The 12854-nt window shown below is 45.2% G+C and carries 6 protein-coding genes; 2 read left to right on the top strand and 4 right to left on the bottom strand.

Annotated features, from left to right (window positions below; genetic code table 11):
* Nucleotides 1–193: 193 nt before the first annotated feature.
* The 4 genes from AB4407_RS15325 to AB4407_RS15310 all read right to left on the bottom strand — a co-directional run bounded on the left by AB4407_RS15325 (nt 194) and on the right by AB4407_RS15310 (nt 6005).
* Nucleotides 194–637 carry a hypothetical protein gene (locus AB4407_RS15325; protein ID WP_372121155.1) on the bottom strand — a complete coding sequence of 148 codons (444 nt, stop codon included), beginning with the start codon at nt 635–637 and terminating at the stop codon, nt 194–196.
* A gap of 7 nt (nt 638–644) precedes the next feature.
* Nucleotides 645–3032: an aerobic respiration two-component sensor histidine kinase ArcB gene (arcB, locus tag AB4407_RS15320; RefSeq protein WP_372121154.1), complete on the bottom strand. Its 2388-nt coding sequence runs from the start codon at nt 3030–3032 to the stop codon at nt 645–647.
* 175 nt (nt 3033–3207) lie between these two features.
* Nucleotides 3208–4959, bottom strand: a complete 1752-nt coding sequence (locus tag AB4407_RS15315) for a diguanylate cyclase domain-containing protein (RefSeq protein WP_372121153.1) — start codon at nt 4957–4959, stop codon at nt 3208–3210.
* Between the two features lie 92 nt (nt 4960–5051).
* On the bottom strand, nt 5052–6005 hold the full coding sequence (locus tag AB4407_RS15310; protein WP_372121152.1) for a TIGR01212 family radical SAM protein: 954 nt from the start codon (nt 6003–6005) through the stop codon (nt 5052–5054).
* A 530-nt stretch (nt 6006–6535) separates the two neighbouring features.
* On the opposite strand from AB4407_RS15310, the gene gltB reads away from it, so the two are divergent.
* Together gltB and AB4407_RS15300 are read left to right on the top strand one after the other, a co-directional pair.
* Complete coding sequence (gltB, locus tag AB4407_RS15305) at nt 6536–11083, top strand: glutamate synthase large subunit (protein WP_372121151.1); 4548 nt, start codon at nt 6536–6538, stop codon at nt 11081–11083.
* Nucleotides 11083–12552, top strand: a complete 1470-nt coding sequence (locus tag AB4407_RS15300) for a glutamate synthase subunit beta (RefSeq protein WP_372121150.1) — start codon at nt 11083–11085, stop codon at nt 12550–12552. Before gltB ends, AB4407_RS15300 begins: the two co-directional genes overlap by 1 nt.
* Nucleotides 12553–12854: the final 302 nt, after the last annotated feature.

The following is a 12854-nucleotide window of genomic DNA, read 5'->3' as shown; positions in this document are numbered from 1 at the left end:
ATTGTTCAGTATTCATTGGTCGCTAAGGTTTTATACCAATCACAGTAAGTAAGTGATCAAACATAGCGTAGGAAAAAAGCTTGAGAACAAGGCAGAATTTTTCGATAAGTAGTTATTCTACAATCAAAAATTCTAACGAAGTTATCGAGGTTTTTAACAAGCTAGGGTGATCAGTTATTTACTACGATTGGTATTAGTAAACCATATCAACTTTGACGTCTTTCTCGACTAGCCACTTCACGGTTTCGCCATCTTTTAGTTCAATCGCAACATCAACAGGCTTATCAGTGTCGATCTCTAGTTGCCATACAAAGGCGACTTCCCACTGAGTTTCACTGTGAGTTCTTAAATCAAGGTCGTCAGCCGTCACTAACAAGGTATCTGCACCCTGTTTTACCGTCACACTCTCAATTGCAAGTGTTGCTGGTAATTGTGAGTCTGATTCTAGGTAGATAGCACCATGCAGTGTCTTATCTTGAGTCTCCCCAATCATAGGCATTTTGTTGTGCCACAGGTTGCTTTTCATTGTGACTGTCGCTGCAGATACTTCTACTTGATTATCTTGCTGCCATTCTACTTGTGGTGCAGAACAACCCGCTAATGCCACTACACATGCGGCGAATGCTAATTTTTTCATTATTCTTCTACCTTTGATTTAACCAACTCTTTAAGACTTCAATATCATTTTGGTATTCGTTATTTATTTCATCAACCCAATCTGAAATGTTTTCCCACCACGCAGGCATATCTGGAGATTGAGCTTTCTGAGCAACTTGCTGTATGCGTTTCAGGCCAATGGAACCTGCTGCACCTTTAATTTTGTGAGCCTCAGAAACGATACTGTCTTGATCTTTCGCAACCATATTGGAATTCAATATTTCCATATATTCCGGCATCATATCTTCAAACATCACGATGCTATCCAAAACAGGTTTCGACCCGACAATCTCAACATAAGACTCTAACATATCAATATCAAGCAAAGTGGTATCAATCGTTGAAAGAGCCGGCTTACTCGCTGTTACTTTTTCAGCACCTGCTACTTTTTCAACATCCTTTACTGTATCAATGCCCTCGGCTTTCTCAATAACCTCTGGGGCATCCTCAATCAACTCGCTGATGACATCCTGGATTGCACGAACCGACAGTGGTTTACTGATCGCTTCATCCATGCCTTTCTGGAAATACTCTTGTTTGTTGTTTAGCACGTTAGCAGTTAACGCAACCAAAGGCGGTAACTGGCTATACTTCTCACGGTAGTACTGAGCGATGTCGAAGCCGGTCATGTCTGGCAGTTGGATGTCTAACAATACCAAGTCATAGTCTTCAGGGTTGAAGGCAATTTGCGCCTCTTTACCCGTCATCACCACTGTCACTTCGTGACCTAAGCTTTCAAGTAGAGAGCGAGCCACAGTGATGTTAAGTTCAATATCTTCGACCATGAAGATCTTAAGATTCGACTGCTTTCTTGGCGTTTTAATCAGAGCTTGAGTATCGTGATTAACAGGAACTCGAATCGATACCGTAAAGGTACTACCAAAGCCCTCTTCACTGGTCACTTCGATGTGGCCGTCCATCATATTGATCAGCTGCTGCGATACCGCAAGGCCAATGCCTGTACCCACCGCATGCAGATTATCCGTTCCGGATTTCACCTGATAATACATCTCGAAGATCTTCTCGATTTCACTTTCAGGGATACCAATACCGGTGTCTTCCACTTCCATCGTGATGTTGGCAAAGTCGCCATCAATTTCAGCGCTGACCGTCATCACGACACCACCATCTTTGGTGAACTTCATCGCGTTACTTACGAGATTCCACAACACCTGTCTCAGGCGAGTACCATCCACTTCAACGGCAGCAGGGAGATCGGACAAGCGTTCTAGATCGAACCTCAACCCTTTTTGTTCAGCCATCAGTGCAGAGATACTTTCGATCTCAACAACGAAATCTTCAAAGTTGATTGGGGTTGGGAATAACTCAAGCTTACGACGATCGAACTTATCCATATCGATAATATCGTTGAAGATATTACCCAGTGTCACTGCGCTCACCTTGATGGTTTGCATCTGTTTACGCTGTTCGGTGGTCAATTGGCTATCAAGCAACATGCGGCTCAAACCAATGATGCCATTAAGCGGTGTTCTTAGCTCATGACTAATGGTTGAGATAAAGGTGGTCTTATCGCGACTGGCTTTCTCTAGCGACTCTTGATGCTCTTTACGCTCGGTAATATCACGACCAAAACCCACTAAGCCTAAGTGCCGGCCATCTTTGCTGTAGAAAGGTACTTTACGCAGTTCGAAGTAGCTCTTACGCCCATCTGGGTATTCAAGCCATTGGTCATAAGTGAGCGCTTGGTTATCGGCAAACACCTTCTTATCGGTTTCCACCACTTGCTGAGCAACCTCTTTGCTGTAGACATCCCAAGGCGTCAAACCGACTAGCTCTTTTTCTGTCTTGCCGGTGAGCTCTTCAACCGCACGGTTACAACCAGAGAAAACACCCTCTTCATTACGGTAATAAATAAGGTCAGGAGAAGCATCGATAAACGAGCGCAACAGCGCCGTACGTTCTGCTAATTCAAGCTGAGTACGTTCACGTTGGAAGACTTCATTCTCGAGATCGTGCATCGCTTCGGCGCGTGCTTCTTCTGCTTTTTCGCGCTCTTCGATTTCTTGATTGAGCTTCTCGATATTGAGTTGCAGTTTATTGTTGAGCTCTTGGTCTCGCTCACGCATGTCACCAAGCTTAGAGACCAACTTCGCCAATCTTTGACGCGACTCTTCCAGCTGATCAACCACCACTGACAAGAAATAAACCGCCCAAGGCGTGATCACTAAACCAAAGAAAACTGAACGGACAATGTCGATATCATCAACATTACCTTTGAGTGCGAGAGTGATACCCACTTGCACAACAACAGCGAGGGCAACAAGCGCTAGGGCGAGTAAGATAGAAAAGCGGACAATCCCCAGCTTTACGAGCAGATCCACGTAATACTGGGCGAGATTTTTCATGGGTTTCATTTAGCGCTCCATGCGATAAGACTAGCAACATTCTACCCTGTTTGAAGATAGTAGGTAAGCTAGCCACATCACACGCAGCAAGAGATTAGCGGTAATATCGAAGGTTAATCCAATTAATATAAATACCGAACAAGCCAAAACAGGCGCGGCTGCTCAAACAATCAATTTTATAAAGTTAGTGAATAGAGTATGGATGCACTATCGAACGATTTCGACCTTCAGATTTCGCTTGATACAACGCACTGTCAGCCAAGGCAACAGCAGACTCCATTTCGTCATCAGGTGTTGGTATATAAGAGACAATACCAATACTCACCGTGATGGAGTCAGACACTGTCGACTTCTCATGAGCGAGTCCTAGTTTTTGCACTTCATCATGAATTCGACGGGCGACCATAAGCGCACCTTCTGTGGTTGTGTTTGGGAGAATAAAGCCAAACTCTTCACCACCGTATCGAGCCACGCAATCCGAAGAGCGATTCAACACCTGCTTAAAGGCTTGTGAAACCTGAATCAAAGCATCGTCACCTTGTTGGTGTCCATAGAAATCGTTATAGCCTTTAAAGAAATCGATGTCACACAGCATGATCGTCAACGGCAACTTCTCTCGCACGTGATGATGCCACAAAGTAGACAGCTGCTCATCAAAGCGACGTCGATTGGACACCTGAGTTAAACTATCCATAAAACTGAGGCGCTCAAGCTCTAAATTGGCTTCTTCAAGTTTCTGCTCAGCGAGGTAACGTTCTGTGATATCACGTGCCATGATCAGTACACCATTGGTACTCGATGCAGGGTCTCTAAAAGGCGACTTCACTACATCATACCAAGTAAACTCTCCATCACTTGAAACCAATTTGTCGATGTAACGCAACGAGTTACCTTGATGAAGCACTTGGTGATCAGTCTCTGAGACGCGCATATAAATGCTATTTGGTACTACGTCTTGTAGACGTTTACCCACTAAGTCACTGACTTCAGAAATACCCAACGCTGCCACAAATGGCTTATTACACGCCTGGTAGACCATATTTTCGTTGAAGATACCAATCGAGTCAGGACTCGCTTCCAGGATGTTTTGTAAAATGGTGTCACGCTGTGCAAGTGCAACTTCGGTATCTTTACGTTTTTCCATTTCCCCACGCAGTTGCTGTTGCATGTCATGCCAATCCGTCACATCGTGACTTATCGAGAGCGTACCTATGGTTTCCCCACTTTGCGAGAGTAAGACACTTTGATAAGTTTCAAGGAGACACCCCTTACCATCTTGGTCTGTGGTCCATGAGCGCTCACTGACGCGGCCTTTTAAGGCACCACTAGACACACTTAAAGTGCCTTCTTCAGGACGACCATGCCAAAACTTTTTAAACGCACGATTACTCGCGACCAATTCACCCTTTTGATCGATGACATAGACCAACTCAGATAAAGAATCCAAAGCGGTACGAGCAACATTGAGATCACGAACCTCTTGGGAAAGCTCTTCGTTGGTACTTTTATAAGGGGAAGCATGTATCATCCAAGCCTTTCTACTTCTAAAGTGGATCTTACGACCCACCAAGTTGATCTTAAAAGACTCAAATTCAGAAAGAACCCAGGACGAGAGATATTCAAACGTTCGAGAGTTGATGTGATCAGTGAGGTAATGACGAAAACTATTCTCAGCTTCCACTGTTGGAAAACGAAAGTGAGTACCGATTTGGCGGATACCAAGCAACTGCATGGCTTGGCGATTGGCGTACAAGATCTCGCCACTTCGGATGTCAACAAAATAAAGAGGTGAAGGCGTAGCAAGAAGAAGCTGTTCAATATATGACTGGTAACGTAAATAAATATGCCAGCAGATGAGACCTATCAGCAATAGAACAACGATATATATACCGTAGCCATACGCCCTATCCCATAACCAAGTCATTACCAGTTCCATCTGCTCTCAATCTATACTTATAAATTCTGTGAGGGAAATGTTACCACTATTTGTTGGTTTTATCTGCTGTTACCTACAGTCACCCATTCTGATCAATTGGTCGCGTTTAAAACAGGTTGCGTGTACTCGAATGCAAAGCCTGTTTTAATGCCTTGTGCGCCGGTTTTATCAAGCGAACGACCAATCTCAGTCATCGCCAACCAGCGATTCTCACACCATAAAGGGGAGAGTAGTGTCGGGCGTCTCGCCGCAGAAGATACACGATGATAAACCACGTCTGCAGGTGTGCGTTGAATGATATCACTCGCGATATCAATGTACTCCTCAAGGCTTGGTGCTTCTAGCTTGCCAGCCTTCCAGGCTTTAGCCATGGTACTGCCCTCTACTATATGAAGTCCGTGAAGCTTAATACCATCGGTGCCAACCGCTAATACCTTATCTAGAGTTTCAAGGTTATCAGCTTTGGTTTCTTTAGGCAGGCCGACAATAAGGTGAGTACATACCTTGATACCTAAAGCACGTGCGCGCTGGGTGATCGTTTCATACACCGTAAAACCGTGTCCGCGGTTAATTCGCTTGAGGGTTTTATCATTGGCTGTTTGCAGGCCGAGCTCTAGCCAAATTTCGTAACCTTGCTTAACGTACTCCGCGAGTAGATCGAGTACCGCATCAGGCACGCAGTCTGGTCTCGTGCCAACACAAAGGCCAACAATCTCTGCTCCGGGTGCTTTTAGAGCCTCTTCATACATATTCTTGAGTACCTGCACCTCAGCGTAAGTACTGGTGTACGCCTGAAAATAAGCAAGATACTTCTTGGCACGAGCGATTTCACCCGCACGATCTGTTAATTGATCAGCAATACTTTGAACTTGAGTTTGTTCATCGGCAAAAGAAGCTACATTACAGAAGGTGCAACCGCCACGGCCAATTGTCCCGTCTCGGTTTGGGCAACTAAACCCACCGTGAAGTGTCAGCTTGTGAACCTTCTCACCATAACGACGTTGGAGATCTTGGCCGATAGTATTAACTAACTCGTGTAATTGCATATTTTCAAAGCACTCAAGTAAATAAGAATGAATATCAGTCTTTTTTTGAAAAAAAATTACATCCCTGCAAAATTCGACCAATTAGTTTACGCAAGGATTTTTGCGAGCAACCTATCAAATATCAATAAACATGCAAAAAATAAGCTCTATTTGCCTAATGTTGCACATTTGTTAGGCATTAAATTCAAAACAAAACGAAAAAAATGGTCTACATCGGTTAACTTTCATTGCAATTCGCCTAGACAAAATTGTAGGATACTTACACATATTGGCTATTTCTGAGTGTTTACTTACATCGAAAACTTGCCAATAAGTCGGTGATGTCCATACCCCACCTATATAAACCACTAGTTTGTGGTCAAAAATAAACGGATATCACTAAGGATTGTTTTTCTCGCAATACTTTTCCTGCGAGATACGGAAAGGATTCAAACCGCCAGCATAGGCAGGTTTAGACCCATAAATATAAAAGGACAAGGCTGACTTTATACAAAGAAGTTGCGCCTAGATTTAACTGGAAGGATGTATCTATGGTAGATCAAGAGCAGAACTCACAGGGTCTGTATACTCCTGAATTGGAGCATGACGCTTGTGGTATCGGTTTTGTTGCGCATCTAAAGAATCGCAAATCTCATGATGTAGTAACTCAAGCACTCGATATGCTTGCACGTATGGAACACCGTGGCGGCCAAGGCTGCGATCCGTGTTCTGGTGATGGTGCAGGTATCCTGCTACAGAAGCCGCACGAATTCTTACTAGAAGAAGCCGTAAAGCTTGGAATTAAGCTGCCATCTTTTGAAAAATATGGTGTTGGTGTTGTACTTTTCCCTAAAGATGAACACAAACGTGCACAGTGTCGTGACATTCTAGAACGCAATGCACAACGCCTAGAGTTAGAAGTTATCGGCTACCGTGAACTTCCAACTGACAACTCAATGATTGGTGCTGACCCACTAAGCACTGAACCTCAATTTGAACACGTATTTATCTCTGGCGGCCCTGGTATTACTCCAGAAGAGCTTGAGCGTAAACTGTATGTTCTACGTAACTACACGGTTCGTGTATGCCTAGAAAGCGTTTCAAATATCGGTGATGACTTCTACATCAACTCTATGTCTTACAAGACATTGGTGTACAAAGGTCAGCTAACAACTGAACAAGTTCCTCAGTACTTCCTAGACCTGCAAAACCCAACCATGGTGACAGCTCTAGCACTTGTACACTCTCGCTTCTCTACCAATACATTCCCTCGTTGGCGTCTGGCTCAGCCTTTCCGTTACATCGCGCATAATGGCGAAATCAATACGGTTCGCGGCAACCTAAACTGGATGAAAGCGCGTGAAGCGATCCTTGAATCGGATCTGTTTACACAAGCTGAAATCGACATGCTGCTTCCTATCTGTCAGGAAGGTAGCTCGGATTCATCAAACTTCGATATGGCGCTAGAGCTACTTGTTCTTTCAGGTCGTACTCTGCCACACGCATTAATGATGATGATCCCTGAAGCATGGCAAGAAAACAAAAACATGGATCCAACTCGTCGTGCGTTCTACCAGTACCACGCGAACGTAATGGAACCATGGGATGGCCCAGCTTCTGTCTGCTTCACTGATGGTGTTCAAGTTGGTGCAACACTTGACCGTAACGGTCTGCGTCCTTCTCGCTACACAGTGACAAAAGACGACTTCCTAGTGATGGCGTCTGAATCTGGTGTTGTTGAGATCGCTCCCGAAAATGTTGAATACCGTGGTCGTTTACAACCAGGTCGTATCTTCGTAGCTGACCTTGAACAAGGCCGCATCATTTCTGACGAAGAAGTGAAAGACGGTATTGCTAAAGCACAACCCTACGAAAAGTGGGTTGAAGAGAACCTTCTGAGCTTGAAAAAGCTACCGGATGCGAACAACGAATTTAACCAACCTTCTCCAGAAAAGTTGCTTCACAAACAACAATCGTTTGGTGTGAGCTCTGAAGAAGTAAACGAAATCATTCTACCTCTTGCGAAAACAGGCTACGAGCCACTTTCTGCAATGGGGGCTGACTGGCCGCTAGCGATTCTTTCTCATCAATCGCAGCACCTTTCAAACTACTTCAAACAATTATTTGCACAAGTAACTAATCCGCCAATCGATCCAATTCGTGAGCGTATGGTTATGTCTCTGAACACTTACCTAGGTAAGGATCAGAACCTACTTGCTGAAACACCTGAACACTGTCAAAAAGTAGAACTTGAATCTCCAGTTCTGTCTAACTCTGAGCTAGAGAAGCTACGTGCAATCGATAACGAGCACCTTCAAGCGAAGACGCTGGATATCGTATTCCAAGCAAACGGAGACAACGGCAAGTTAGAGCGCGCACTTAAGCGTATATGCCAATACGCAGAAGACGCTGTGATTGATGGCTACTCTATCATCCTACTAACAGACCGTGCGGTTAACTCTACCCACGCCGCTATTCCAGCAATGCTGGCAGTTGGCGCTGTTCACCACCACCTAATCCGTAAAGGTTTACGTGCTAAGTGTGACATCGTGGTTGAAACAGGTGACGCGCGTGAAACACACCACTTCGCAACTTTAATCGGTTACGGTGCAAACGCAGTTAACCCATACCTGGTTATCGAAACGATTGTTGAACTGCAACGTACTAAGAAGCTAGATCCAAACGTTCACCCACGTGAGTTATTCGATAACTACCGTAAAGGTGTTAACGGCGGTCTACTTAAGATCTTCTCTAAGATGGGGATCTCTACGCTGCAGTCTTACCACGGTGCACAAATCTTTGAAGCACTTGGTGTTAGCAAATCAGTGGTTGAAAAATACTTCACAGGTACTGTTTCTCGTATCCAAGGTCTAACGATCGACGATATCGCGCGAGAAGTACTGGTTCGTCACCGTGTTGGTTACCCAGCTCGTGAAATCCCAGCTCAAATTCTTGATGTTGGTGGTGTTTACCAGTGGAAACAACGTGGTGAGAAACACTTATTCAACCCAGAAACGATTTCTCTACTTCAAGAGTCGACGCGTAACAAAGATTACGGTCAGTTCAAGAAGTACGCAAAAGCAGTCGATGACCAAGGCGACAACGCAGCAACACTACGTAGCCAACTTGATTTCATCAAGAACCCTGCAGGCTCTATTCCTCTAGCAGAAGTAGAACCAATTGAGAACATCCTTAAACGTTTCGCTACTGGCGCAATGAGCTTTGGTTCAATCTCGCATGAGGCTCACTCAACACTGGCTGTTGCAATGAACCGCATTGGCGCGAAATCCAACTCAGGTGAAGGTGGTGAAGATCCAGCACGTTTCGAACGTAAAGAAAACGGCGACTGGGAACGTTCAGCAATCAAACAGGTGGCTTCTGGTCGCTTTGGTGTAACGTCTTACTACCTATCTAACGCTGATGAGCTACAAATCAAGATGGCTCAAGGTGCGAAACCGGGCGAAGGTGGTCAACTACCTGGTGATAAGGTTGATGACTGGATCGGCGCAACGCGTCACTCGACTCCGGGCGTAGGTCTTATCTCGCCACCGCCACACCACGATATCTACTCAATCGAAGATTTGGCTCAGCTGATCTACGATCTGAAAAACGCGAACCGTAATGGCCGTGTAAACGTGAAGCTAGTATCGGAAGCGGGCGTAGGTACGATTGCATCTGGTGTAGCGAAAGCGAAAGCTGACGTGGTACTAATCGCAGGTTTTGATGGTGGTACGGGTGCATCTCCGATGTCTTCGATCCGTCACACTGGTCTGCCTTGGGAACTGGGTCTAGCAGAAACGCACCAAACACTACTGAAAAACGGCCTACGTAACCGTATCGTTGTTCAGTCTGATGGTCAGATGAAAACACCACGTGACCTTGCAGTAGCAACATTACTTGGTGCTGAAGAATGGGGCGTAGCAACAGCAGCATTGGTTGTTGAAGGCTGTATCATGATGCGTAAGTGTCACAAGAATACATGTCCTGTTGGTATCGCAACACAAAACAAGACTCTGCGTGAGCGTTTCGACGGCCGTGTAGAAGACGTAGTGACTTTCTTCCAATACATGGCTGAAGGTCTACGTGAAGTAATGGCTGAACTTGGCTTCCGCTCTATCGATGAGATGGTGGGTCAATCGCACAAACTTAAAGTTCGTGATGACATCGGTCACTGGAAGTACAAGAATCTAGATCTAACACCTGTACTGCACATTGAGCAGGCGCGTGAAGAAGATGGAATATACAACCAGAAACAACAAAATCATAACCTAGAAGACGTTCTAGACCGCAAGTTGATTCAAGCTGCAATTCCAGCTCTGGAGAAAGGCGAAGCCGTGAATGCGAGCTTCCCAATCATCAACACGGACCGCTCTGCAGGTACCATGCTGTCGAACGAAATCTCGAAGGTTTACAAAGACCAAGGTTTACCACAACCAATGAACGTAAAGTTCCACGGTAGTGCTGGACAATCTTTCGGGGCGTTCCTTGCGAAAGGCGTTAAGTTCGAAGTAGAAGGCGACGCGAACGATTACTGGGGTAAAGGTCTGTCTGGCGGTACTTTGGTACTGTACCCAGATGCGAAATCTACTATCGTTGCTGAAGATAACATTGTGGTAGGTAACGTCTGTTTCTACGGTGCAACCTCAGGTGAATCTTTCATTCGCGGTATGGCTGGCGAACGTTTCTGTGTTCGTAACTCAGGTGCGAAGGTTGTTGTAGAAGGCGTTGGGGACCACGGTTGTGAATACATGACTGGCGGTGTTGCCATTGTCCTTGGCTCAACGGGTCGTAACTTCGCGGCGGGTATGAGTGGCGGTGTCGCTTATGTTTGGGATAAAGCAGGCGACTTCGAAACCAAGCTTAACTCTGAACTTGTAGACCTAGATCCAATTGAACAAGAAGATAAAGATCTTCTACTAGATATGCTAACCAAGCACGTTGAATTCACAGGAAGTGAAGTTGCTCAGTCTTTCCTAGACAACTTTGAAGCAAGTGTTGCATCACTGATTAAAGTCATGCCTCGCGACTACAAAGCAGTTCTTGAGAAACGTAAAGCTGAAGCACAACAAGCACAAACGGAAGAAGTGGAGGCAGTATAATGGGTAAGCCTACTGGATTTTTAGAACACGGTCGTGAGCTTCCAAAGAAGCTCGACCCGTCAGTTCGTATCGAAGACAACAAAGAGTTCGTACTTAACGAAGAGTTTGGCGACAAGATCAATACTCAAGCCTCTCGTTGTATGGACTGTGGCGTACCTTTCTGTCACAACGGCTGTCCGATTGGTAACATCATCCCAGAATTCAATGACGCGGTTTACCGTGATAGCTGGGAAGAGGCTTGGAATATTCTAAGCTCTACCAACAACTTCCCTGAGTTTACAGGTCGTGTTTGTCCTGCTCCTTGTGAAAGTGCCTGTGTTCTAGGTATCAACCAAGACCCAATCACTATCTGTAATATCGAGAAAACAATTGTAGAAACTGCGTACCGTGAAGGCTACGCAAAACCTAAAACACCTCGTTCTCGCACAGGAAAAACAGTAGCGGTTATCGGTTCAGGTCCTGCTGGCCTAGCCGCAGCTGAGCAACTGAACAGTGCAGGTCACTCAGTGACTGTATTTGAACGTGACGAGAAAGTTGGCGGCCTGCTGCGTTTCGGTATCCCAGATTTCAAACTGGGTATGGACGTGATTGATCGTAAGATCAATCTAATGGCAGAAGCTGGCGTTGAGTTTAAAGTGAACCAGCACATCGGTGTTGATGTTAACGCTCAGCAACTACGTCAAGAGTTTGATGTAGTCCTGCTAACAGGTGGTTCTACGGTTCCTCGTGATCTACCAATTCCTGGTCGTGAGCTGAAAGGTGTTCATTTTGCGATGGAATTCCTTGGCCAAAACAACCGTCGTGCCAACGACCTAGACCTGAAAACAGAAGAGATTCACGCTAAAGATAAGCACATTGTAGTTATCGGTGGTGGTGATACGGGTTCTGACTGCGTGGGCACATCAAACCGTCATAAGGCAGCAAGCATTACTCAGGTTGAGATCATGCCTATCCCACCAGAGAAGCGCCCTGCAAACATGCCTTGGCCTCAATACCCAATGATCATGAAAACCACCACTTCACATGAAGAAGGTTGTGAACGTCACTGGAACATCTTAACCAAAGAGTTCATCGGTAACGAGCAAGGTCAAGTGACGGGTCTACGTATTGCTGACATCGTTTGGCAAGATGCGAAACCAGGTGAGCGTCCAAGCTTTGATGAAGTGGCGAACACAGAACGTGTTATCCCTTGTGATATGGCATTCCTAGCAATGGGTTTCTTACACCCAGAGCCAACCGGTGTGCTAGCTCAACTAGACATTAAACTGGACGAGCGCGGTAACGTCGCTTCTGAAGGTTACGCAACTAACCAGAAAGGCGTTTTCGCTGCTGGTGATATGCGTACAGGTCAGTCTCTAGTGGTACGTTGTATTAATGAAGGTCGTGAATGTGCAATTGCTATTGATGACTTCTTAATGGGTAACTCAAACTTAGAAGCGAAAGCTGATTCACTCATGCTTTCCGCATAATATTTCTCGGGCTAACGTCAATGACGTTAGCCTAGAGGAAAAGCAACACCCTTCCTAACTTTTATATTTGGCTAGCACTCGATGCTAGCCTTTTTTCTATCTGCTTTCTGGCGCTTTCAAAGTCCCCCTGTTGTATATGTTAAATCTCGTTAACATCCACCTTGTATATCTCATTGATATCCATCGATTATTTTAGATTATTAAGTGGCTAATCGCGTTTATGCATGATAATTAACCATGAACTTGACCTTAAACACAATTAGCTATACGTTGTAAAGCTGATGAAAATAAAATCAATCGGT

It is taken from the genome of Vibrio sp. 10N.261.46.E11 (assembly GCF_041472735.1).
Lineage (GTDB): Bacteria > Pseudomonadota > Gammaproteobacteria > Enterobacterales > Vibrionaceae > Vibrio.
Note: the sequence above shows the minus strand (reverse complement) of the source record. Positions and strands in the feature narration are given on the sequence as shown.

Coding starts and splice junctions, on each gene's coding strand:
- AB4407_RS15300 (WP_372121150.1), top strand. CDS start 11,083: ATGGGTAAGCCTACTGGATTTTTAGAACACGGTCGTGAGCTTCCAAAG.
- AB4407_RS15310 (WP_372121152.1), bottom strand. CDS start 6,005: ATGCAATTACACGAGTTAGTTAATACTATCGGCCAAGATCTCCAACGT.
- AB4407_RS15315 (WP_372121153.1), bottom strand. CDS start 4,959: ATGGAACTGGTAATGACTTGGTTATGGGATAGGGCGTATGGCTACGGT.
- AB4407_RS15325 (WP_372121155.1), bottom strand. CDS start 637: ATGAAAAAATTAGCATTCGCCGCATGTGTAGTGGCATTAGCGGGTTGT.
- arcB (WP_372121154.1), bottom strand. CDS start 3,032: ATGAAACCCATGAAAAATCTCGCCCAGTATTACGTGGATCTGCTCGTA.
- gltB (WP_372121151.1), top strand. CDS start 6,536: ATGGTAGATCAAGAGCAGAACTCACAGGGTCTGTATACTCCTGAATTG.